This is a genomic window from Bogoriella caseilytica, assembly GCF_003752405.1.
Classification (GTDB): Bacteria; Actinomycetota; Actinomycetes; order Actinomycetales; family Actinomycetaceae; genus Allobogoriella; species Allobogoriella caseilytica.
This window is the reverse complement of sequence record NZ_RKHK01000001.1, coordinates 1,322,689-1,344,369: the sequence shown is the minus strand read 5'-3', so window position 1 is coordinate 1,344,369 and position 21,681 is coordinate 1,322,689. Positions and strand designations below refer to the sequence as shown.

17 protein-coding genes, 1 pseudogene and 1 riboswitch are annotated in these 21,681 nt (G+C 69.9%); of the genes and pseudogenes, 10 read left to right on the top strand and 8 right to left on the bottom strand.

The features are described 5' to 3' along the window. Nucleotides 1–42: 42 nt before the first annotated feature. A pseudogene (locus tag EDD31_RS15075) lies at nt 43–366 on the bottom strand (oligopeptide/dipeptide ABC transporter ATP-binding protein); the annotation flags it as partial. A gap of 160 nt (nt 367–526) precedes the next feature. Between EDD31_RS15075 and EDD31_RS06015 the strand changes: the two are divergent. The 4 genes from EDD31_RS06015 to EDD31_RS06000 all read left to right on the top strand — a co-directional run bounded on the left by EDD31_RS06015 (nt 527) and on the right by EDD31_RS06000 (nt 5,018). After that, the gene (locus tag EDD31_RS06015; protein ID WP_123303362.1) at nt 527–1,510 is read left to right on the top strand and encodes a carbohydrate ABC transporter permease; all 984 of its coding nucleotides are present in this window, start codon (nt 527–529) and stop codon (nt 1,508–1,510) included. Nucleotides 1,511–1,689: 179 nt separating this feature from the next. Further along, entirely contained in the window at nt 1,690–2,475 is a 786-nt protein-coding gene (locus EDD31_RS06010) for a carbohydrate ABC transporter permease (RefSeq protein ID WP_483964261.1), read from the top strand. Between the two features lie 136 nt (nt 2,476–2,611). Continuing rightward, nucleotides 2,612–3,979 carry an ABC transporter substrate-binding protein gene (locus tag EDD31_RS06005; protein WP_123303360.1) on the top strand — a complete coding sequence of 456 codons (1,368 nt, stop codon included), beginning with the start codon at nt 2,612–2,614 and terminating at the stop codon, nt 3,977–3,979. Between the two features lie 346 nt (nt 3,980–4,325). Next, nucleotides 4,326–5,018, top strand: coding sequence for a hypothetical protein (locus EDD31_RS06000; RefSeq protein WP_148058878.1), 693 nt, complete (start codon nt 4,326–4,328; stop codon nt 5,016–5,018). 21 nt (nt 5,019–5,039) lie between these two features. Here EDD31_RS06000 and EDD31_RS05995 read toward each other — a convergent pair whose 3' ends face one another. Both EDD31_RS05995 and EDD31_RS05990 read right to left on the bottom strand, forming a co-directional pair. Then, nucleotides 5,040–5,627, bottom strand: coding sequence for a GNAT family N-acetyltransferase (locus EDD31_RS05995; RefSeq protein WP_170163208.1), 588 nt, complete (start codon nt 5,625–5,627; stop codon nt 5,040–5,042). Nucleotides 5,628–5,673: 46 nt separating this feature from the next. After that, on the bottom strand, nt 5,674–6,363 hold the full coding sequence (locus EDD31_RS05990) for an NAD(P)-dependent oxidoreductase (RefSeq protein ID WP_123303357.1): 690 nt from the start codon (nt 6,361–6,363) through the stop codon (nt 5,674–5,676). An 83-nt stretch (nt 6,364–6,446) separates the two neighbouring features. Between EDD31_RS05990 and EDD31_RS05985 the strand changes: the two genes are divergently transcribed. Beyond that, nucleotides 6,447–7,154: a TetR/AcrR family transcriptional regulator gene (locus tag EDD31_RS05985; RefSeq protein ID WP_211336066.1), complete on the top strand. Its 708-nt coding sequence runs from the start codon at nt 6,447–6,449 to the stop codon at nt 7,152–7,154. Between the two features lie 14 nt (nt 7,155–7,168). Here EDD31_RS05985 and EDD31_RS05980 read toward each other — a convergent pair whose 3' ends face one another. Next, nucleotides 7,169–7,678, bottom strand: a complete 510-nt coding sequence (locus tag EDD31_RS05980) for a phage tail protein (RefSeq protein WP_123303355.1) — start codon at nt 7,676–7,678, stop codon at nt 7,169–7,171. A gap of 29 nt (nt 7,679–7,707) precedes the next feature. Then, nucleotides 7,708–8,145, bottom strand: a complete 438-nt coding sequence (locus tag EDD31_RS05975; RefSeq protein WP_148058876.1) for a hypothetical protein — start codon at nt 8,143–8,145, stop codon at nt 7,708–7,710. A 385-nt stretch (nt 8,146–8,530) separates the two neighbouring features. Here EDD31_RS05975 and EDD31_RS05970 point away from each other — a divergent pair, with 385 nt between their 5' ends. Then, nucleotides 8,531–13,282 carry an Ig-like domain repeat protein gene (locus EDD31_RS05970; RefSeq protein WP_170163207.1) on the top strand — a complete coding sequence of 1,584 codons (4,752 nt, stop codon included), beginning with the start codon at nt 8,531–8,533 and terminating at the stop codon, nt 13,280–13,282. 61 nt (nt 13,283–13,343) lie between these two features. On the opposite strand, the gene EDD31_RS05965 is transcribed toward EDD31_RS05970, so the two are convergent. Then, the gene (locus tag EDD31_RS05965; protein ID WP_123303352.1) at nt 13,344–16,643 is read right to left on the bottom strand and encodes a S41 family peptidase; all 3,300 of its coding nucleotides are present in this window, start codon (nt 16,641–16,643) and stop codon (nt 13,344–13,346) included. Nucleotides 16,644–16,756: 113 nt separating this feature from the next. Between EDD31_RS05965 and EDD31_RS05960 the strand changes: the two genes are divergently transcribed. The 4 genes from EDD31_RS05960 (at nt 16,757) to thiD (ending at nt 20,303) form a co-directional block, all read left to right on the top strand. After that, on the top strand, nt 16,757–17,923 hold the full coding sequence (locus EDD31_RS05960; RefSeq protein WP_170163206.1) for a glycoside hydrolase family 26 protein: 1,167 nt from the start codon (nt 16,757–16,759) through the stop codon (nt 17,921–17,923). A 38-nt stretch (nt 17,924–17,961) separates the two neighbouring features. Further along, a riboswitch (TPP riboswitch) is annotated at nt 17,962–18,056 on the top strand. Further along, nucleotides 18,044–18,835: a hydroxyethylthiazole kinase gene (gene thiM, locus EDD31_RS05955; RefSeq protein ID WP_245990945.1), complete on the top strand. Its 792-nt coding sequence runs from the start codon at nt 18,044–18,046 to the stop codon at nt 18,833–18,835. Its footprint overlaps the riboswitch before it by 13 nt. Then, the gene (gene thiE / locus EDD31_RS05950) at nt 18,832–19,500 is read left to right on the top strand and encodes a thiamine phosphate synthase (protein WP_123303350.1); all 669 of its coding nucleotides are present in this window, start codon (nt 18,832–18,834) and stop codon (nt 19,498–19,500) included. The genes thiM and thiE overlap by 4 nt, the downstream gene beginning before the upstream one ends. Beyond that, the gene (gene thiD / locus EDD31_RS05945; RefSeq protein ID WP_123303349.1) at nt 19,497–20,303 is read left to right on the top strand and encodes a bifunctional hydroxymethylpyrimidine kinase/phosphomethylpyrimidine kinase; all 807 of its coding nucleotides are present in this window, start codon (nt 19,497–19,499) and stop codon (nt 20,301–20,303) included. Before thiE ends, thiD begins: the two co-directional genes overlap by 4 nt. A gap of 22 nt (nt 20,304–20,325) precedes the next feature. Here the strand turns inward: thiD and EDD31_RS05940 are convergent, their stop codons facing one another. Together EDD31_RS05940 and EDD31_RS05935 are read right to left on the bottom strand one after the other, a co-directional pair. Next, entirely contained in the window at nt 20,326–21,216 is an 891-nt protein-coding gene (locus tag EDD31_RS05940; protein WP_123303348.1) for a M56 family metallopeptidase, read from the bottom strand. An 18-nt stretch (nt 21,217–21,234) separates the two neighbouring features. Further along, a complete protein-coding gene (locus EDD31_RS05935; protein WP_123303347.1) occupies nt 21,235–21,663 on the bottom strand; it encodes a BlaI/MecI/CopY family transcriptional regulator in 429 nt (142 codons plus the stop codon). Nucleotides 21,664–21,681: the final 18 nt, after the last annotated feature.

Here is a 21,681-nt window from a genome sequence, read left to right as displayed (position 1 = left end):
GCTCAACGGTGACGCGCAGCTGCACCCCACCCGGCGCGCACCTCACCCCAGTTCAGCCACCGTGTTCGCCGTCCCCGCCACCGCGCCGTCGCCCTGCTCCTCGGTCGGATCCGTGGCCTGCGGCGTCACCTCGCGCGCGGTGATCTTGCCGGCCTCGATGTCCTCAGCCCAGTGGCAGGCCACGCGGTGGTTTCCGGGCACTCCGGGGAGCTCCACCGTGCGCAACTGCGGCCGCTCCTCGTCGCAGCGCGTGGCCTGGCGCCAGGGGCAGTGGGTGTGGAAGCTGCAGCCGCTCGGCGGGTTGGCCGGGCTAGGCAGGTCGCCGGAGAGCAGCACCCGCTCGCGGGTGTCCTCCACCAACGGGTCCGTTGTCGTGCGCAATGACCAGATAGGTCAGCCCGAACTGCTCGCTGGGCGCGAACAGGCTTCCCGAGACCGGTGACCACCAGAACCCCGCGCCCCCGCACCCTGCGCGCCGCAGCCCAGAAGCTGCCCGGCAATCCTCCGCACGCATAAGCTGACCCGCATGACTGCTGCCGCCACCACCTCCCGCGGGCTCGGTCCCGCGCGGCGCGGCGGCGGCACACCCGACCGAGCTCGAACCACCCCCCTTCGTCCCGGGCAGCGCGCTCGCCGTCGCCGCGAGGCACTGACTGGCTACGCCCTGCTCTTCCCGAGCCTGATCGGTGTGGGGGGTTTCCTCCTCGTGCCGGTGGTGCTGGTCATCCTGATCTCGGTCTCGCAGTGGAACCTGCTCACCGACCCGAGCTTCGTGGGGTTGGAGAACTACGCCTTCCTCATGGGCTCGGACGCCTTCTGGAACTCCCTGCGGGTCACCGCCTACTTCTCCGTGATGGCCATCCCCACCGCCATCGCCATCGGCTTGCTGCTGGCCATCGGCATCAACCGCGGCCTGCCGGGCACCAATGCCCTGCGGGTGCTCTACGTGCTGCCCTGGGTCTGCGCGCCGCTGGCCCTCGGTGTGGTGTGGCGCTGGCTGTTCGACCCCTCCACTGGCGCGGTCAACGCGATCCTGGGCCAGCGCATCGAGTGGATGTCCAACCCGAGTCTGGCGCTGCCCGCGGTGGCCTTCGTATACATCTGGTCCTCGGTGGGCTACATCTCGCTGTTCTTCCTCGCCGGCCTGCAGCAGATCCCCACCTCGGTCTACGAGGCCGCCCGCATCGACGGCGCCGGTCCGGTGCGCATGCTCTTCTCCATCACGTTGCCGCTGCTGCGCCCGACCACCTTCTTCGTCACCGTGACCTCGGTGATTGCCTCCTTCCAGGTCTTCGACCTGGTCTACGGGCTCACCGGCGCCGCCCGCGGCTACCCGGGCGGCAGCACCTCGGTGATCGCGGCCGCCATCTACCAGGAGGCCTTCGTGGCCCTGCGCCTGGGTCGTGCCGCTGCCATGGCGGTGATCCTGCTGATCGTGCTGGTGGTCATCACCCTGGCGCAGCAGCGTTACTTCGCGAAGCGCATCACCTACGACATGAGTGCCTCATGAGCGAGCCGAATCCGGGCGCCGCCGCAGGTGCCGCTCCCGCCGCCCCGCCGCCACCGGACGCCGCCGACGCCGGGCCGCGCGCCGACGCCGGCCGCGCCGGCCGACAGAGCCCGCCACGCCGTCGCCTGAACGAGAGCTCGCGTCCACAGCGGTGGTTCGCCACCGGCCTGACCTACCTGATGCTGCTGGCCGGCGCCGCCTTGATGATCGGGCCCTTCCTCTTCACGGTGATGACCTCACTGAAGACCCCGCGGCAGTTCAACACCACGGTGCCGCTCACCCCGCCCGACCCGGTCACCTTCGAGAACTTCGCCGCGCTGTTCACCGGCAGCAACAGCTTCATCGTGCCGATCGCCGTCACCGCGCAAATGACGGTGGTGATGCTGGTGGGCCAGATGACCGGTTCGGTGCTGGCCGCCTACGCCTTCGCCACCCTGCGCTTCCCGGGCCGCGACGCGATCTTCTGGGTGTACCTCTCCACCCTGATGATCCCGCAGGTGGTCACCATCATCCCGCTGTACACCATGCTGACCAGCGCCGGTCTACGGAACACCTTCGCCGGCCTGGTGCTGCCCTTCATGCTGGCCAGCCCGTATGCGATCTTTCTGTTGCGGGAGAACTTCCGCTCCATGCCCTCGGAGATCATCGACGCCGCCACCCTCGACGGGGCCGGGGCGCTGCGCCGCCTCTGGTACGTGATGCTGCCGATGAACAAGCCCATCCTGGCCACGCTGATGCTGATCACCGTGGTCAGCCAGTGGAACTCCTTCATCTGGCCCTCGATCATCGCCCCCGCCCCGGAATGGCGCGTGATCACCGTGGCCACCGCCGCCTTGCAGACCCAGTACTCCAGCAACTGGACCCTGGTGATGGCCGCCGCCACGCTGGCGCTGATGCCCCTGATCGTGCTCTTCCTGATCTTCCAGAAGCAGATCACGCGCTCCATCGGCATTGGCATGCGCTGAGCGGTGGCCGAATCGTGACCATCTCGCACCCTGGGAACCGCACGACCGCACCCTCGAAGGTGCGCGCCAGCGGCTACTGTTCAACTCACTGACACCCGCTCGTCATGGGCGCGCACCGCGCTCGAGGAGGACACAGATGAGGACCACGAATCGCCGCCGAGTCGGCTTCGCCAGCGCCACCTTGGCCACCGTCGCCCTGGTGGCCGCCGCCTGCTCGCCCGACGTCGGCGGCAACGGTGACGACGACACCGGCGAGGACGACGCTGCCGGTGACGCCACCGATGACGGCACGGACGAGGGTACCGGCGACGACGCCGACCTCTCGGGCGAGACCGTCACACTGCGCTACTGGGATGAACTGGCCACCGAGGCCTACGAGGCCTCCTTCGCGGAACTCGAAGCACAGACCGGCATCACCGTCGAGCTCGAGCAGGTGCCGTGGGGTGACTACTGGGACCGCCTCCCGCTCGACCTCTCCTCGGGCACCATGGCCGACATCTTCTGGACCAACACCTCGAACTTCCAGACCTACGTCACCAGCGGCTCGCTGCTGGAGATCGACGAGGCCCTGACCGACCACGACGACTGGGTCCAGGGCGTCGAAGACCTCTACACCTACGAGGGCACCCTCTACGGCGTGCCCCAGTTCTGGGACGCACTCGGGCTGTTCTACAACGTGGAGCTGGTCGAGGCCGCCGGCGTCGACGTCGAGAACCTGCGCTGGGACCCGGCCGGTCCCGGTGAGGTCGGCCCCGAGGACACCCTGCTCGAGGCCGCCGAGGCTCTCACCGGCGACGGCGTCTACGGCTTCAACTCCCAGGCCGACCTCCAGGCGATCTACCTCAACTTCCTCGCCCAGAACGGCGCCCAGTGGCAGGACGAGGACTACAACTTCGCCTTCGCCTCCGAGGAGGGCGTGCAGACCTTCCAGTACCTGGTGGATCTGATCAATGAGCACGAGGTGGCCCCCTCGGCCGCGGACACCAACCTCGACGGCGACCTCCCGCAGAGCCTGTTCCTGCGCGAGGAGCTCGCGCTGTTCCAGACCGGCAACTACCGGCTGCGCAACATCGCCGACAACGCCGAGTTCGAGTGGGCCCTCGCCCCGATCGTGGAGGGCCCCGAGGGCCGCATCGGCGTCGTGAACGGCATCTCCGCCGTGGCCAATGCCGACACCGAGAACGAAGAGGCCGTGATCGAGGTGCTCCGCTGGCTCGGCACCGCCGAAGGCCAGGCGCCTCTCGGTGACCAGGGCTCCTTCTTCCCCGCCGTGCTGGATGCCCAGCAGGCCTACCTGGAGTACTGGGAGGAACAGGGCGTGGACATCCAGGCCTTCCTGGATGCCGCCGAGGGCGAGAGCACCCCGCCGCCCGCCGGCCCGAACGTGCAGGCCGCGAACAACGAGATCACCCCGCTGCTGCAGGACATGTTCCTCGGCAACGACGATGTCGCGACCATGCTCGAGCGTGCTCAGGACGCCGGGAACGCCGAGATCGGCAACTAGCGGGTCCAACGGTGCTGAGGTTGAGGTTGTGGTTGCTCCGAGCGACCACAACCTCAACCTCAGCGCTGTCTCGGGATGACGGAGGGGCACCATGACGGAGAACCAACCAGGGCAGAGTGGCCAGGCCGGCTGGGGTGGCCAAAGCGGACCGACGCGGCCGCCGGGGCAGGCGGGGCAGCAAGCTGGGCCTGCGCCGCAGCAACCTGGGCCTGCGCCGCAGCAACCTGGGCCCGCGCCGCAGGGCTACGGGCCGCCGCTTCATCCGCCGGGCCAGCCCGGGTTCTCCCCCACCAGCGGGCCCGTGCCCCCCGGCGCCGGTGTGCCTCCCGGCCCCGGGGGACCAGTGGTGCCCCCGCCGCCGCGGCAAGACCGCGCCGCGCTGTGGGTGGTGCTCGGCCTGCTGGCCCTGTTGCTCCTTGGCGTGAGCCTGGTGATCGTTCTCCTGCTTTCCGGGGTCCAGAGCTCTGAGCCGACTCCGGAGCCCACCCCGACGGGAGCGCCTGACACCACTCCGGATGACGAGACGTCAGATGACGAGCCGACTCCCGAGGACGAGCTCACTTCCGACGACGAGACGTCAGGTGACGAGCCGACGCCCGAGGACTCCGAGACATCCGGCCCCAATCCGGAATCCGAGCGCGAGGCCGCGACAGAGAGCGACTCCCGCCCGGTGCTCCGCGCCGAGTCCCTGGCCGAGGATGAGGCCGCTCTGCTCGACACGGTCATGACGATCCATACCTCGCCGCTGCGCTACACCGAGCTCGAGATGTTCGACGAGATGTACTACTACTGCCTCTTCACCGCGGACCTGGGCAACCTCAGCGCGGACCAGTCCGTGACCTACGAGATGGAGTTCGCCGTACGGGGGTTCCCGGACGTCACCTGGGAGAGTGGCTCGCCGGGTGAGCTGGAGCCGGGCGAGACCCGGGAGCTGATCTTCGGGTGGGAGGAGACCACGCCGGAGGATCTACAGCTCAACGAGCAGGAATGCACCGGAGCGCAGGTGGAGCTCACCGCACTGACGGCAACCACGAACTGACGCCCTGCACGCGCGGCAGACCTACCGGATCGCGTAGCTCATCGGATACAGCCGCAGCTGGGTATCCGGGAGCACGAGCTCCTTCCCGTGGTCAACGAATCCGTGACGCCGGTAGAAGCGCAGATTGTCCTGCGATGACGCTTCCAGGTAGATCATCTGCTTGGCTTCTCGAGCGCGTTGAATGACCGCCGAAAGCAGCGCGGTGCCGAAACCGTGGTTGCGATACTCAGGATGGATGGCCATGGAGGCCAGGTAGAAGTGGGGCGTGCGCGGGCGGTGATGGCTGGTGACTTGTTGAATGGAGCGAAGTCGCTGGGAAAGCGGGTCTTCACCCACCGTGTCTGCGGGAGGCGATGGCGGCTGTGCTTCCCAGAAGGCCGCGCCCATCGGATTGCCAGTGCTCGTGGTGAGTGCCAGGACACCGCCGGCCGGAACCGCGGTGTGGAGCGCGTAGCCGAACATCTCTCGAAGCATGCACGTTCGAGTCGCCGGGTCGGGGTGCGTCCAGACCGTCAAGGCTTCATCGGAGAAGGCCTCGACGCACAGGTTGACGAGGTCATCGATCATCGTTTCGTCGGCGACGCGAACGCTGGCCGTGATGCTGGTCATGAGGCAGTTCCTTCGTCTCGTGCTGGTCAGAGCTTCGCTTGCGGGGTCACGTCGGGCCGTCGTCGGCGAGGGCGCTGGGTGTGAGCCGCCCATTGATCGCGGGGGCTTTGCCGATGAAGCCGTCATCGGTGAGCATCTCGAGCATGAAGGCGGCATAGTCGATCCGGCGGGTACGGTCGCTCGCGAGCCTGGGATGACCGACGTGCTCGGCCCAGACCGGCATCCCATGACTCTCCCCCTCCTCCAACGTGCTCCCGCGCACGACCGTCCATCGCGCACTGCTGGCGTAGATCGCCTGCGCGGCTGCGACCTGATCGTCGATGTCCATCACGCGGATCGCCCGCATGGCCTTCGCCATGGCACTCTGCGCCATCAGCTTCGCCCGTGGATAGACGTCGTCGGGGTGGCCGGGGACATGCCAGCCGCACGAGAACACCAGGCGCGCCTCGGGCTTCGCATGCTCAAGCACGGCTTTCGCGGTGCCTGAGGAGTAATGGTCCACACCCCAGGGCACCAGCACCGTCAGTACACCGTCGCAGCCGCTGACCGCAGAGCGGATCACCTCGCGGTCATTCGTGGGGCCGGGCACGACGGAGATGCGGTCGGCGAGTTCCCCCAGTTTGGTCACGCTCTTCTCGCGGCAGACCCCGAGGACGTCGTAGCCCCGCTCCAGTGCGTCGCGGGCCAAATGCTGACCCAGCTTGCCGGATACCCCGACGATGGCCACCTGCTTCATGGGACGGCTCCTTCGCGCTCAGACTTACACTGTAAGGAAGGTAAACTTACGCTGTACGTGTGTCAAGCGTGTGAGGAGTTGCTGTGAGCAGGTCTGGGAGGCGATCTGGCCGCGACGGTCAGCGGCCGGCGCTCCATCGCGGCCGGATCGTGGAGGCTGCGATGGACCTGGCCGACCGTGGCGATCTCTCGGCGGTGACCATGCGCGCAGTTGCCTCCGCGCTAGGCGTCGAGGCGATGTCGTTGTACAACCACATCGCCAACCGGGCGGACCTTCTCGACGCGATGGTGGACAGGATCTTCGCGAGGATCGAGCTGCCCGACACCGGAGACTGGCGCGCGGACCTGCAGCTGATGGCGCGGGGTACGCGCACTGCTCTCCGGCAGCATCCTTGGGCGACAGGCCTCCTCGACTCGCGCCGCTCCCCGGGTGAGGTCACGCTGCAGCACCACGACCATGTGCTGCGTGTGCTCGGAGAAGCAGGGTTCTCTCCGGCGATGTCCATTCACGTGCTCGCCCTGGTCGACAGCTACGTCTATGGCAGCGTCATTCAGGAGTCCAGCCTCCCCTTCGATGACTCCCAGGGGCAGGACGATGCGTCGCGCAAGCTCCTCGAAGACCTGCCCGCAGGCAGGTTCCCCCACCTCGCCGAGGTCGCCCGGACCAGGGCCGAACTCGGGCGAGATGCCCCCGGGCCGGAGGAGGAGTTCGAGTTCGGCCTGCAGGTGATCATGAGCGCGCTTCACCCCGGCATGGACGAGCGGCAGCCGGGTATCCGAACAGCCGGGTAGTCGAGCAGCCGGGCCTAATCCCGGGAGGGGAAGATTCCCACCAGTGCGATGCACCAGTTGCCCACCAGATAGGGCGGCATGTTCGGGTGGGGCTGATTCCCGCCGCTGGCGCCGACCATCTGCGAACTCATCTGACCGGAGGCCTGGGGGCCGTACGCCGATCCCGCCGGCGTGACGGCAGGAAGGTTCCCCGCTGGGGACTTGCTGGTGGCGGCACCGGCCGCGGCGACCGGGTGCCCATGAGCAGGGATCTCGTTGACCCCGAGCGTGACCTGCTCGGCTCCCCCTATCTGGCCGATGTCGCGGTTCTGCAGTCCGGGGCCCTGGCCCTGGCCCATCGGGAAACGCCCACGCAGGTCAGGGAGCGCGAAGGTCGTTTGCCCGTTTCCGCCGTAGTAGGTGCCCAGCAGCGAGAAGAGCGCGGTGTTCTGGCTGATGGACACGAGCTGTCCATTGCAGAACGCCCAGCCCTGCGGGGCGAAGGAGAAGCCGAAGAACTGAATGGTGCCGATATAGGGTTCCATGAGTCTCCTCAGGTCGGGTGGGTGAGAGGTCAGCGTCCGGCGGGCGCCGGCGGTCGACGGCGGTGCTCGTTCACGCTGCGCCGGTCGACCACTGCGGTGAGCCGGCCCTCATCAGGCGCTCCGACCACCGTCAGGCCGACTCCGACCAGCCTCAGATCGGGCAGGGTGATGTCGGCCAGGTTCGTCACGGAACTCCAGGTGTCGGCGATGCGGAGGCGGAACTGCGCGACGAACGCCTCGGGATGGTGCGCCCGGGCGCCGGGCAGATCACGCACGGCGGTGAGTGTGGCCATGGCGGACGTACTGGTGCTATGCAGCCACACGCGAGACCCGACGGCGTCCTCCAAGGCCGAGCGAGACACCTCACCGATCGTGGTGCCCGCCCGGGCTGGAGCGGCAGAAAGCCCAGAAAGCCCGATCACGGAGACGGCAGCAAGACCACCGCGCAGCAACGACCGTCGGGACACTCCGACCATAGTGTTCTCGTCTTCTGCCGGGCTGGCGAGCTCGACCGTTCGAGGGGTTCGATCGAACCCCGATGGGCAGGACATTAGCAGCGTTGGAAAACGTGGCCACACGATTCGCCGCTGCCGCAGCTCGGATTCTCAAGGGATGGAATCGACGCACCGTTTCCTGCCCCATTTGGCCGTGGGGGATTGTGCTGCGCGTGCCCGTTAGGCGAACATAGGCCGGACGCGTGGTGCCATCGCCCGCGCCCGAGCGACTGCGCTGTTGCAGACCGCTCGTCCGGGTGGCACGAGAGGGCAGAGAATGGTCGAGCGCGGCACAGAGAGCACATTCGCTGGTGAACAAGCAGGGTCGGGCGCGGCACAACGCGTCGGCGCGGCGTTCGTGGCGGCGACTCTCGCCCTCGCAGCAGTGGTGGCCGGTGCAGTCCCTGCGGCGGCCGACGGCCCCACCACCTTCGCCAGCCTCGATGTGCCGATCCAGATCGACTCGCCGGTCGGGCCCGGAGAGGTACAACCGGCCACGCCCTACCCTTCGACCGTCACGGTTTCCGGGCTGAGCGGCCCGGTGCAGAACGTCGAGCTCGCCGTCCAGGGCCTGACGCACCAGTACGTGAACGACATCGACATGCTCCTGGTCGCTCCCACGGGGCAGAGCCTCGTGGTGATGTCCGACGCCGATGACGACGCCTTCGGGCTCTCGGCCTCAGGAGCCTCGTTCAGCATTGCCGACGGCGGCGCCCCCTTTCCCACTAGCGGATCTCTGGGCTCGGGGCCTTACCGGCCCACGAACCTGGGTGGCCCGGACGTGTTCCCGGCTCCGGCGCCGCCACCGAGCGCGGCCACCACCTTCGCCGAGGCCTTCTCCGGCGCCGATCCGAACGGCGACTGGTCGCTCTACGTCGTGGACGATCTGAGCGGGGACGACGGCGTCATCCAAGGCTGGAGTCTGACGATCACGACCGCCGAGCAGGGCCAGGCGACCACGACATCACTGAGCTCGAGCGCCAACCCGAGCCGCACCGGTGAGCCGGTCACGGTGACCGCCCTGGTGCAGAGCGACGGCCAGCCCGTCACCGAGGGCTCAGTGAGCGTGAACGTGCCAGGCATGTCCCTCCCGGCTCAGCCGGTGGACGCGGCCGGCATGGCGACGTTCTCCGTCGACGCCCTTCCCGAGGGCTCCCACCAACTCTCCGCTTCCTACTCCGGCAGCGGTGCTCTCCTGCCCAGCACCGGCTCCCTGACCCAGCAGGTCGACAACAACACGGTTGTCACCGAGAACCTCTACTGCAACCCCGGCGACCTCGTGATCCCCGACGTCGGTCCGGCCTCGGTCTACCCCTCGCGGATCTTCGTGGAGGAGGCGCGCGACGTCGCTGAGGTCCAGGTGCGGCTGAACGGGTTGTCACACACCCACGCCAGCGACATCGACGTGCTCCTGGCCGGACCGGACCCGGCGGACAACCTCCTGGTGCTCAGCGATGTGCCGGGGGCTCCCGCAGGAATCGACCTGACCTTCTCCGACGACGGTGCTCCATTGACCAGCCTGAGCGGTTCGGCCACCGCTGCGCCCACCGACCTGGATGGGGCCCACGACACCTTCCCCGCTCCGGCCCCCTCACCCTCGGAGGCCACCACGCTGAGCGAGGCCTTCACTGGCACCCCCGCCGCGGGTGCGTGGACGTTGTTCGTGGTAGACAACGCCCCCGGTGACTCCGGAACCCTCAGCGATGGATGGTGCTTGGACCTGACCTTCGCCCAGACCCCCACCCAGACCGTGCTCAGCGCTCCTGAGGTGAGCGATCTGGGGGATGACGTCGAGGTCACCGCCACCATCACGTCGGCGGATGGCCCGGTGACCACCGGATCGCTGTCTTACACCCTCAACGGCGGCGAACCAGTCACGGTGGCGGGATCGCCGGATGCCGCGGGCGAGGTCAGCTTCACCCTCACCGATCTGCCGCGTGGAGCGCACATGATCGGCGCGAGCTACACAGGTGCCGGCGACTTCGCGGACAGCGCCGCCGACCCGGTGGTCGTGCAGGTGCAGTCAGCGACGGCCCTCGAGGTTCAGGCGCCCGAGACGGTCGCTACCGGCGCTCCGGTGCCTGTGAGCGTGGAGGTCGGAGCCTCCGATGGACCGGTGACTGCCGGAGTGGTGAGCTACCGCGTGGACGGCGGTGAGCCGGTCGAGGCCGGCGTCCCGGACGACGACGGCATTGTGCCCTTCACAGTTCCGGGCTTGGACCGGGGTGAGCACACCCTGGAGGTCAGCTACGCCGGTGCCGAGGGGTGGACTGACTCCGAGGCTGCGCCGGTCACGGTGCTGGCGCAGTCGCAGACCACGATCACTCTCGATGCTCCGGCTCAGGTGGCCAGTGGTAGTGACGTGACGGTGACGGCGAGTGTGCGCGAGCCCGGAGGAGAACCGGTGACGGTGGGCAGCGTGGCGTGGTCGGTGAACGATGGCGACATGGTCCAGGCCGATGATCTGGACGCCCAGGGTGACGTGACCTTCACACTGCCCGCTCTGAGCCGCGGCGTGCACACGGTGAATGCCAGCTACACCGGCACCGATGGGTATGTCGATTCGGTGGCTGTGGAGATTGAGGTGCTGGCCAGTTCGGCGACGACGCTGACCCTGGATGCGCCGGACACCGTGGCAACCGGTGCGGACTTCGTCGTGACCGCGACGGTCAGTGCTGACGCCGGGGAGACGGTGGATGCCGGCTCGGTCAGTTGGAGTCTTGATGGCGGGGAACCGGTGGCTGCGGGCACGCCGGTCGATGGGGTGGTGACCTTCGACGTCGAGGGCCTGAGCCGCGGCGAGCACACCCTGAGCGCGATCTACGCCGGAGACGACGGATTCGACGACAGCACTGCCGAGCCGGTCTCGGTCTGGGCGGAATCGGCGACATCAGTCGAGGTGCAAGCGCCCGAGACGGTGGCCACCGGCGCGGATGTTCCGGTGGCGGTGGAGATCGGTGCTGGTGACGGACCGGTCACGGCGGGCACGATCCGCTACCGCGTGGACGGCGGGGATCCGGTCGAGGCTGGAAGCCCCGATGAAGCCGGGCAGGTGGAGTTCACGCTGCCCGGCCTGGAGCGTGGCGAGCACACGCTGGAGGTCCTCTACTCCGGTGCGGAGGGCTGGACCGATTCCGCGGCCGAATCGGTGACGATTCTGGCCCAATCGCAGACCACGATCACTCTCGATGCTCCGACTCAGGTGGCCAGTGGTAGTGACGTGACGGTGACGGCGAGTGTGCGCGAGCCCGGCGGGACGCCGGTGACGGCAGGGCGCGTGGACTGGTCGCTCAATCAGGGTGAGCCGGTCGAGGCTGGGCCTCTCGATGCCGAGGGCGACGTGCAGTTCACCGTTTCAGCGCTGCCGCGCGGAACGCACACGGTCAATGCGACCTACACCGGCACCGATGGGTATGTCGATTCGGTGGCGGTGGAGATCGAGGTGCTGGCGAGTACGGCGACGACGCTGACCCTGGATGCGCCGCAGAGCGTGGCAATCGGGGAGGACTTCTCGGTCACGGCGAGAGTGAGCGCTGGAGCTGAGGAGTCGGTGGACGCCGGTGTGGTGGCGTGGAGTCTTGATGGCGGAGAGCCGGTGACGGCGGGCACGCCGGTCGATGGAGTGGTGACTTTCGACGTCGAGGGCCTCAGCCGCGGCGAGTACACCCTGAGCGCCACCTACACCGGAGCCGACGGATTCGAGGACGCCAGCGCCCAGGACGTCACGGTGCTGGCGGTCGCACCCACGCAGGTGCTCATCGAGGTGACGCCGGAGCAGCCGCGCGCCCATGAACCGGTGTTCGTCTCTGCCACAGTCCTCAGCGAGGGCGATCAGGTCCTGGAAGGGACTGTGCGCTTCAGCTGGGCGGACGAGGTCGTCGAGATCGGCGCCGGTGACCTGCCTGGCGAGGGCGTCGAGATCGTTCCGGTCACCACCGACCCGATCGAGGTCGTGGTGGAGTACCTCGGCGCACCGACCTTCGGTGAGAGCGTCGATACGACCACCATCGAAGTGGAGCTCATGGCCACCAACGTGGTGCTCAGCGCTCCGAGCGCGGTGGCCCACGGCCAGGAACTGGAACTCAGCGCCTCCGTCAGCGCGGAATGGTCGCACGGCGGAGTCAGGGCCACGGCCGTCGAGCCCGGCGACGCGCCCCCAGGCACGGTCCGATTCACCGCCGACGGGCTCGAGCTGGGCGAGGTGAGCCTGGAGGACGGGCAGGCGGTGTTGTTCAGTGAGGCGCTGCCCCCAGGAATCCGCACAGTGACGGCGGAATACCTTCCTTCGGAGGGTTTCGCCGGCAGTGACGATCAGGCCACCATCGAAGTCTCCCCGGTGGCCAGCGCAGGGGGCCCGTACTCGATCGCCGAGGGTGAAGACCTCACGCTCCTGGCCGGGGGTCCCGGGGCAGGTGTGCAGGTCGACTGGGACCTCACCGGCGACGGCGAGTTCTCGGACGCCTCCGGCTCCGAAGTGGACCTCAGCTGGGCCGAGCTCGAAGCCCTCGGGATCGACAACGGCCCGGCGTCCTACCTCATTGAGGTGCGCTTCAGCGTCGACGGGCTGGTGGACGAAGCCTCCGCCGAGGTCGAGGTGCTGAACGCCGCTCCCACGGCCCAGGTCGAGGTGCCCGCGCGCGCTGTGGCCGGAGAGCCGGTGACCATCGAGGTCAGTGCCACGGACCCCTCGAGCGCCGACATGGCCGAGGACTTCAGCTACCGAGTCGACTGGGGCGATGGCAGCTCCGTGACGGAAGTCAGCGCATCGGCGACCGGGGCGTCACCGTCGCACAGCTACGCCGCGGGTGGCACCTTCGTGATCAGCGTGGTGGCCATCGACCGCGACGGCGCCGCGAGCGAGCCCGTGACGGCCAGCATCGCCGTCGACGCGGCACCGGAACCGACGCCCGAACCGGAGCCCGAGCCCGAACCGACCGTGCCTGGCACGCCGCCGGGTTCCACACCGCCCGGGTCAGCGGACGACCCGGTCCGGCCGGGACCGTCGATACCCAGCACTGGCGTATCTGCCGGGATGCTGATGGCAATCGCCGCGGCAATGCTCATCGGCGGGACCGTGCTCGCCACGCGCCGCCGGACTCATCTGAGCTGAGGCGCCCCCGGTTGCCGATGTCGTTGCTCGTAGCGACGACATCGGCAACCTCAGCCCGTCCCTACCGCCGCACCTGCGGCTCGGAGAGCTCAGGCGGCTGGGCGGCCGGGGTCTGCTCCAGGCGGGCGAAGGCCTCGGCGATCGCCCGGTCCAGCTGCGGGTCCTCCGCGCGCAGCATGTGCGCGGGATCGTCGATGACCTCGATATCGGGGTCGACGCCGTGGTTCTCCACGCCCCAGCCCTTGCCCTCGATCCAGAAGGAGTAGCGCGGCTGGGTGACCACGGTGCCGTCCACCAGGTCGAAGCGGCCGTCGATGCCGACCACCCCGCCCCAGGTGCGCTCACCCACCACCGGGCCGATCTGCAGCGCCTGCGCGGCGGCGTTGACGATGTCGCCGTCGGAGCCGGCATTGCGGTTGGTCACCAGCACCACCGGGCCGCGCGGGGCGTTGTCCGGGTAGGTGCCCATCCGCTCCTCGTAGCGCGCCTGGTTCCAGGCCGCCACGCGTGCGCCGAGGCGGGCGATCACCAGCTGGGAGGTGTGCCCGCCGCTGTTGTAGCGCACATCGGCGATGACGCCCTCGGCGCGGGTGGCGCGGCGCAGGTCGCGGTGCAGCTGTGCCCAGCCGGTGGAGGTCATGTCCGGCACGTGCAGGTAGCCCAGGCGGCCCCCGGACTTCTCGGCCACGTACTCGCGGCAGGACCGCACCCAGTCCTGGTAGCGCAGCGTGGACTCATCGGCCAGCGGCACCACCACCACGCGGCGCGGCGCCTGCCCGGAGCGGCCGAGCGTCAGGCTCACCGGCTTCCCGGCCGCGCCGATCAGCTGCTTGGCCGGGCCCGCCACCGGGTCCACCGCCTGGCCGTCGACGGCCAGGATCAGGTCGCCCACCTGCGCGTCCACCCCGGCGGCACGCAAGGGCGAGTAGGCCTCGGGGTCGGAGGACTCCGAGGGCAGCATCCGGGTGATCCGCCAGCCCTGCTTCGCCGGCTCCAGGTCCGCGCCCAGGAAGCCGAGCTTGCGATCCAGGCCCGGCGCGTCCTCCCGCGGGGGCATCACGTAGGCGTGGGAGGTGTTCAGCTCCGCCACGGTCTCCCACAGCATGTCGGCGAAGTCATCGGCCGTGCGCACCTTGTCCACCACCGGGCGCCACCGCGCGACCACGCCGTCCCAGTCCACGCCGTTCATGTCCTCGCGCCAATAGTGGTCGCGCATCAGGCGCGCGTTCTCGTCGAACATCTGGTGCCATTCGGCCTGCGGGTCGATCTCCATGCGCAGGCGGGACAGATCCACCGTGACCTTCTCGGCATCCTCGTCCTCGGCCTTGCGGGTGGCCGGCAGCACCGTGACGTCCTCACCGGCGCGCACCACGAGGCGTTCGCCGTCGCCGGAGACGGCGTAGGAATCCACCTTCTCCACAAGGGTCGTCTCCTTGCGCTCCTCGAAGGCCCACCGCACCAGCTCGTCGCCCGGCTGCTCGCCGGGCACGCCGGCGCGGCGGGTGCCGAGCACGCTGACGTCGGCCACCTTGATCCACAGCACCCCGCCCGAGGCGGTGCTCAGGTCGCGATAGTCCCCCGAGGGCACGGGGAAGGGCACGATCCGGTCCTCGGCGCCCTCGGCGTCGAGATCAGGGCTGGCCGGCGGGGCGTCGTCGTCCTTGCTTTCGCCGTCCTTGGCCTTGGCCTCGTCCGCCTTGGAGATCCGCCAGCCCTGCGCGCTGGGGCCGAAGGGCGGCGGCTCGGTGGCGGAGAGCGGAATCAGCCAGGGCCGGGTGGCGCCGGAGAAGGAGAGCGCGAACTCGTGGGCGTCGTAGTGGGGGTCGAAGGTGCGGTTCGACAGCAGCGCCACGAACTTGCCGTCGCGGGTGAAGGCGGGGGAGTCGTCATGGAAGCGCCCGGAGGTCAGCGCCACCGGCTCGTGCTTGCCGCGGGTGTCCAGCACCATCACCTGGTGCATGGTGGACTCGACGTCGGTGGGCTGGGTCCACATCAGGTAGCGGCCGTCGGGAGAGAACGACGGCGAGAGCGCCTCGCCGAACCCGGAGCGCGCGACCTCGCGCACCGCGGTCTTCTTGCCCAGGGTGATCAGGCGGACCTGACCGTCGTGAGAGATCGCGGCCAGCCGCTCCCCGGCCGGATCGGCGGCCAGGTGCAGCACCCGGCCGATCGCTCCGGTGAGCAGCTGCTGCGGCTCGCCGGTGCCGTCGAGGGTGTGGATCTCGATCGAGTCCTCGCCGGCGGCGTCGGTGACCAGGGCGGCCCGGCCGGTGGTGCCGAGCAGCACCGGCTCGCGGGTGCGCACCCCCGAGTCGGCCACCAGGGCGTGGGCGGGACCCTCGCGGTGGGTGAGCACGAAGGACTTGCCGCGCCAGCCCACCAGGGAGGAGTCACCGCCGTGATCCGGCACCAGGTCGGTGAGGTTCTTCGCCGGCTTCGGCGAGAGGGTCACCGGGGAGGTGCCGGGCAGGGTGACCTCGAGGCGGCGGGGTGTGGCCCCGAGGGAGTCGAGCACCCAGATCTCGCCGCGCGAGTGCCACGCGATGCGCTCGCCGTCCGTGCTCGCACCGCGCACGTAGCCCTCGTCCACGCCCTGGTGGGTCAGCTGCCGGGGGCCCTTGTCGCGGCGCGACTTCTTGGAGAGCACGCCCTCCCAGATCCACAGGTTCGCCTGTTCCTCGCTGCGGTCGGGGAAGGTGGCGGCGCGGTCGGAGGTGAAGAGCAGGGAGTCGCCGAACCACATCGGGTCCACCAGGCCGGCTTCGTCCTGGGGCAGCAGACGCTCCCAGTCACCGGGGGCGGCGACCTGGGTGATCGGCTTGCGGGCCAGCCACAGCTGCGAGGCGGTGCCGCCCCGGTAGCGCTTCCAGTGCGCCGGCACCCGCGAACCCGGAGTGGACAGCGCCGCCGCGCCGGAGGGGTGCAGCGCCAAGCCGATGGCGGCGCCGTAACCGAGCTGCTCGGCGGACTCCAGGGCCGGCCCGCCGTCGTGGTGCAGCTGCAGAGCGCGCACCGTCTGGTGCGAGCGGTCGGCCTGACCAGCGTTGGAGGAGACCAGCACCCGGCCCTGCGCGTCCCAGCCCAGGATGGAGATCTTGGTGCTGCCCCAGTAGGTCAGCCGCGCCACCTGACCGGAGTCGATGTCGGCGGCGTAGACCTCGGGGTGGCCCTCGCGCTGCGAGAGGTAAGCCACCACGGTGCCGTCGGGGGAGATGCGCGGCTGCGCCACCGGCGCGGACTCCCGGGTCAGGCGCCAGGCCCGCCCGCCGGTGATCGGCGCCAGCCAGACGTCGTCGGCCGCGGTGAAGGCGAGCAGCTCGCCGTGCGGGTGAGGATCGCGAAGGTATGCAGTCGAGGCCATGCAGTCACGCTAGCCGCCCGGGTGAGGCGGAGGCCACGCGAATACTCCGGGTAACCTCGGCGGGCACGGGCCCACCCCGCACCGGCACCAGAGCCGTGACCACGAGGAGCGATATGCAGGATCGACGGTTGACCACCCGCGGCGTCGGAGCGTTGGCGCTGGGAGCGATGGTGACCGGGGCCGCGTGTGCGCCCACCGACGATTCCGCCGATGCGATCGACGCCGTCGTGCCCTCGGAGTACTTTCCCGCGGAGCGGACGGTTTTCGGGGTGAACCCGGACTGGGGCGCAGAGACCGTGGCGGAGTTCGCCGAGGTCAGCGGGGTCAGCCCGGGCGCTGCGGTGTCCTTCGTGGACCTGCCCTGGAACGAGGCGGACGTGCAGAACGTGCGCGCGGCAGCGGAGCAGATCGGCGGCAGCAACGGTGTGCTGCTGCTGACCATCGAGCCGAGCGAGGGCCTGGAGGCGATCACCCCCGCGGTGATCGAGGAACTTGTGGCGGTGCTCCAGGAGATCAACGCCACGGGTGTGCCTGTGCTGCTGCGCTACGCCCACGAGATGAACGGCTCCTGGTACGCCTGGGGGCAGCAGCCCGAGGCATACATCGCGAGCTTCCGCGAGGTGGCGGAGGCCGTGCACGAGACCACCGCGACCGAGATGCTCTGGGCGCCGAACTACGGCGGCGGCTACCCCTTCACCGGAGGCCAGTACGCCGCCGAGCCGGGAAGTGCCGAGTACGCGGCCATGGACACCGACGGGAGTGACGAGGTCACCGAGACCGACGACCCCTACGCTCCGTACTACCCCGGCGACGACGCGGTGGACTGGGTGGGCATGACGCTCTACCACTGGGGCGATGCCTACCCCTGGGGCAGCAACGATCTGCCTGAAGAGGGCAAGTTCGTCGAACAGCTCACCGGCACCTACGACGGGCTGGCCTCGGACGACACTGCGATCCCGGACTTCTACGCCGAGTACGCCGTGGACCGCGACAAGCCCATGGTGATTCCGGAGACCGGTGCCTTCGTGACCGCGGACGCCTCGACTGCGACGAACCTGGAGATCAAGCGCGCCTGGTGGCGCCAGGTCTTCTCCGACGAGGTGCACGAGAACTTCGGGCAGATCCGGCTGATCAACTGGTTCAACTGGGACAAGTACGAAGCCGAGGTGGACGGCGAGGTCAGCTGGTCGGTCACGACCGACCCGGAGGTCGCCGAGGCTTTCCGTGAGGAGCTCCCCTCGTGGGTGGCCACCGGGGAGGACCTGCGCGCCGGTCGATGACACCTGCTGCTGCGCCGCGGGCGGCCACGTCGTAGCCTGGAGACGACGCGGGGTGCCGGAGACCACGGCTGAGATGAGACCCGTCGAACCTGATCTAGTTCGGACTAGCGAAGGGACGTCATGCACGACGACGACATGTCCTATGCGGTGCGCGCGATGCGCCAGAGCCAGCCCCTGGTGCATTGCCTGACCAACATGGTGGCCGCCCCACTGAGCGCCAACGCCCTCCTGGCCGCCGGTGCCTCCCCGGCCATGGTGGACAACCCCCACGAAGCGCGCGCGACCGCCGCCGCGGCCGATGCGGTGCTGATCAACCTCGGCACCCCGCAGGAGGAGACGGTCGAGGCCATGCGTGAGGCGGTCGCCGGCGCCCTCGACGCCGGGACCCCCTGGGTGCTCGACCCCATCGGTGCCGGCACCCTGCCCTGGCGCAGCGAGGTGGCACTCGAGCTGCTGGAGCTCGGCTCCCCGGCGATCATCCGCGGCAACGCCTCGGAGATCCTGGGCTTGGCCGGCGGCGAAGGGGGCCGCGGGGTGGACAGCCGCCACCGCGCCGAGGACGTGATGGACGAGGCGGCACGACTGGCGACCCGCTACGGCACCGTCGTCGCCGTCTCCGGGGAAGTGGATCACCTCACCGACGGTGAGGAAATCGTGCGGCTGGCGAACGGCAGCCCCCTGCTCACCCAGGTCTCGGGGGCGGGTTGTGCCCTGGGAGCGCTGATGGCGGCCTGTGCCGCCAGTGGCGCGGGCCCGCTGGCCGCCGCCGCGGCCGGCACCGCGATGCTGACGGTGGCAGCCGATCGCGCCGCCGAGGGCGCTCGCGGGCCGGGGAGTTTCGCCGCTGCCCTGCTGGACCAGCTCGCCCTGCTCAGCCCCGAGACCCTTGCCGGCGAGGTGCGCCGGTCATGACCCTCGACCTCAGCCTGTACCTGGTGACCGATACCGGTCTGTGCGGGCAGCGCGGAGTGCCGGAGACCGTGCGCGAGGCGGTGGCCGGCGGAGTGAGTGTGGTGCAGCTGCGCGACCATGCGCTGGACGATCGCGCCTTCGTTGCGCTGGGGCAGGCCGTGCGCGCCGAGCTGGATGCCCTGCACCGGGCCGGCGGGCCGCGTGCCCCGTTGATCGTGGACGACCGGGTGCACCTCGTGTCCGAGATCGGTGCCGACGGCGCGCACGTCGGTCAGGCCGACCTGCCGGTGCCGCAGGCGCGGGAACTCCTGGGCCCGCACGGGATCCTCGGGCTCTCGGTCACCCACGCCGGGCAGCTCGAGGTCGCGCGGGAGCATGGACGTGCCGTGGACTACCTCGGCCTCGGGCCGGTGTGGGCCACCGCCACCAAACCGGGCCATGCCGCGCCGTTCGGCCCGGAGGGCCTGGCGGAACTGGCCGCGGCGAGCCCGTGGCCCACGGTGGCGATCGGCGGCATCGATGCCGCGGGCGCGGCCACGCTGCGCGGCACCGGGGTGGCCGGCATCGCCGTCGTCTCCGCGATCTGCGGCCAGCCGAGCCCTCGCGAGGCAGCGGTGACGTTGCGGCAGGTGTGGGCCGGATCGGCTCAGGGAGTTTCGGCGTGAGCGCCGCACCCCCGGTGGCGCTCACCATCGCCGGCTCCGACCCCTCTGGCGGCGCCGGGATCCAAGCGGACCTGAAGACCTTCTCGGCCCTGGGCGCCTACGGCACGGCGGTGCTCACCGCGCTCACCGCGCAATCCACCCAGGGCGTCACCGGCGTGCACGTGGTCCCGCCGGATTTCGTGCGGGAACAGCTCGAGACCCTGGTCGAGGACGTCGCCGTCGACGTGGTGAAAATCGGCATGCTCGCGGGTGCGGAGACCGTGGAGGCGGTGACGGCCTTCCTGGCCGCGCGGGCGGGGGAGGTGCCCGTGGTGCTCGACCCGGTGATGGTCTCCACCGCTGGTTCGCGCCTGCTGGACGAGGACGCCGTCCAGGCCATCCTCACGATGTTGCCGCACGTCTCGGTGGTGACGCCCAACCTCGCTGAAGCAGGTGTGCTCACTGCCAGCGAGCCGGCCACCGATCTGGCCGGGATGCGTGAGCAGGCAGCGGCGATCCGCGCGCTCGGCGCGCCGCGAGTGCTGGTCAAGGGTGGCCACCTGGCGGGCTCGGAGGTCAGCGATCTCTGGCTCGACGGCGACGGCGAGCAGGTGCTCAGCACGGAACGGGTGGACACGCGCCACACCCACGGCACCGGTTGCACCCTCTCCTCGGCGATCACAGCACTGCAACCGCAGCGCAGGCACTGGCTGGAGGCCACCCGCGATGCCAAGGCCTGGTTGACCGGTGCACTGCGCGCCGGGGAGCAGCTGCGGGTGGGGCAGGGTCCTGGCCCGGTGCACCACTTCCACGAGGTGTGGTGAGCCGGCCGGGGCGCGCGCGTGCTCAGCCGAGCACGAGGGCGTTCATCGCGCTGCGCAGCCAGGGAGTGACCACGGCCAGCGTCGGCACGGCGAGCACGGCGACGGCCAGCACGTAGGCGGCCGCCGCCGCGGCCCGGGGTGCTGCGGTGCTCGGGCTGTGGAGGCGGGCCAGCCGCACGCGGATGTTCTCGCCATCCTCGGAGGTGGCGGCGAGTTTCTCCAGCGCGGAGCGCACCGGAGCGGCGCCCTGAGATCGCACCGTGGCATCATCGGCGAGCATCTCGAGCAGCCGGCCGACCTCCTCCAGCGCCAGGCGTGATCGCACCCAGCGCGGGAAGGCGGCGTGCAATGCGGTGAAGGCCTCGGTGACGAGGTCGTGGCGCATGGCCAGGTGCGCTCGCTCGTGGGCGATCACCGCCTCGGTCTCGTGTTCGTCGAGCAGGTCGAGTGCGGCGTCGGTGAGCACGATGCGTCCCGGGCTGCCCGGCACGCAGTAGGCCAGCGGCAGTCGGGCGGCGAGCACGTGGAGCTGGTGGCGGTCACCTTCCTCGGCGCCCTGGAGAAGGTCCAGCATCCCCACATGACGTTTGCGCCGCCGCCGGGTGTGCACGGCCAGGCGGATGGTGACCACCGCCAGGCGCACGATCACCGCGCCGGCCAGGAGGAAGGCGGCCGCAGCGCCGGCGATCAGCGCCGGGCCGAAGGTGATCTCACCGCCGTGGAGGGTGCGCAGGATCTCCTCCGGCGCGGCCAGCAGCGCGCCCAGTGCGGCCAGGACCGCCGCGAGCGCCACCGCCTGCCACAGCACGATGGCCGCCGCCGGTGAGCGCCGGAGCCAGCGCGCCCGGCGCAGGAGCACGGGCGCGAACAAGGACAGCAGGAGCGCTAGTGCGGTGAGGACGAGTGCGGTCATCGGGCCGCGCCTCCAGGGTCAGCTGTTCTCGGTGCCGGCGGGCCCAGCAGGATCCGCGGAGGGCGCCGGGGCCCCGCCGTCGGCCGGCTGGGCCTCTGCGCTCAACGCCTGCCGGATCGCCTCGGCTTCGGCCGGGCCCACCTGGCCGACGAAGTGCTGCAGCGCTGCCACCCGGGCGCCCGGATCGGGCGTGGCACCGAGGGCATCCAGCATGAGCTCCGCGACGGATTCCTCGCGGCTCTTGGTGGGGGAGTAGAGGTAGGCCCGGCCTGCCTTCTCCTGGACCACCACGCCCTTCTTCGCCAGCCGATCCATCACGGTCATCACCGTGGTGTAGGCGAGATTCCGGTCGGTGGTCAGGGCATCGTGGACTTCACGCACGGTGGCAGGATTCTTCGCCGCCCAGAGGTACGCCATCACCTCTGTTTCGAGGTTACCCATTGCCATGTGCTGATCTTAGCCACC

Bases quoted from the DNA above. Each gene is read 5' to 3' on its own strand.
- EDD31_RS05960 (WP_170163206.1), top strand. From the start codon at position 16,757: ATGCAGGATCGACGGTTGACCACCCGCGGCGTCGGAGCGTTGGCGCTG.
- EDD31_RS05980 (WP_123303355.1), bottom strand. From the start codon at position 7,678: ATGGAACCCTATATCGGCACCATTCAGTTCTTCGGCTTCTCCTTCGCC.
- EDD31_RS06015 (WP_123303362.1), top strand. From the start codon at position 527: ATGACTGCTGCCGCCACCACCTCCCGCGGGCTCGGTCCCGCGCGGCGC.
- thiM (WP_245990945.1), top strand. From the start codon at position 18,044: ATGCACGACGACGACATGTCCTATGCGGTGCGCGCGATGCGCCAGAGC.
- EDD31_RS05995 (WP_170163208.1), bottom strand. From the start codon at position 5,627: ATGACCAGCATCACGGCCAGCGTTCGCGTCGCCGACGAAACGATGATC.
- EDD31_RS05940 (WP_123303348.1), bottom strand. From the start codon at position 21,216: ATGACCGCACTCGTCCTCACCGCACTAGCGCTCCTGCTGTCCTTGTTC.
- EDD31_RS05965 (WP_123303352.1), bottom strand. From the start codon at position 16,643: ATGGCCTCGACTGCATACCTTCGCGATCCTCACCCGCACGGCGAGCTG.
- thiE (WP_123303350.1), top strand. From the start codon at position 18,832: ATGACCCTCGACCTCAGCCTGTACCTGGTGACCGATACCGGTCTGTGC.
- EDD31_RS05990 (WP_123303357.1), bottom strand. From the start codon at position 6,363: ATGAAGCAGGTGGCCATCGTCGGGGTATCCGGCAAGCTGGGTCAGCAT.
- EDD31_RS06005 (WP_123303360.1), top strand. From the start codon at position 2,612: ATGAGGACCACGAATCGCCGCCGAGTCGGCTTCGCCAGCGCCACCTTG.
- EDD31_RS05935 (WP_123303347.1), bottom strand. From the start codon at position 21,663: ATGGCAATGGGTAACCTCGAAACAGAGGTGATGGCGTACCTCTGGGCG.
- EDD31_RS06010 (WP_483964261.1), top strand. From the start codon at position 1,690: ATGCTGCTGGCCGGCGCCGCCTTGATGATCGGGCCCTTCCTCTTCACG.